The following is a 203-nucleotide window of genomic DNA, read 5'->3' as shown; positions in this document are numbered from 1 at the left end:
TGCGACGGTTCGAAGGAGCAGCAGTGGTCGGTGGATGCGGTGAACGGGTATCTGGTGAACGCCAGGTCGGGTTTCTGTCTGGAGGATGCGGACGGGAGTACGGCGGACGGCAATCCGTTGATCATCTGGGAGTGCAACGCGGGTGACGTGGGTCAGAAGTGGAAGGTGCCTTCGGATGCCCCGGTGTCGGGTCCTTCGGGGCG

Annotated in this window: 1 protein-coding gene; it reads left to right on the top strand. The window is 63.5% G+C overall.

Annotated elements, in window-relative coordinates; all coding sequences use genetic code 11:
* Window positions 1-203 (top strand): ricin-type beta-trefoil lectin domain protein (locus IG64_RS43435; protein ID WP_199811744.1); only part of this gene is annotated, 203 nt, incomplete at both ends.

Origin of the sequence: Streptomyces sp. NRRL S-340 (assembly GCF_000720185.1) — a bacterium.
Lineage (GTDB): Bacteria > Actinomycetota > Actinomycetes > Streptomycetales > Streptomycetaceae > Streptomyces.
The sequence above is the reverse complement of the archived record's forward strand: the minus strand, read 5'-3'. Positions and strand labels throughout refer to the sequence as shown.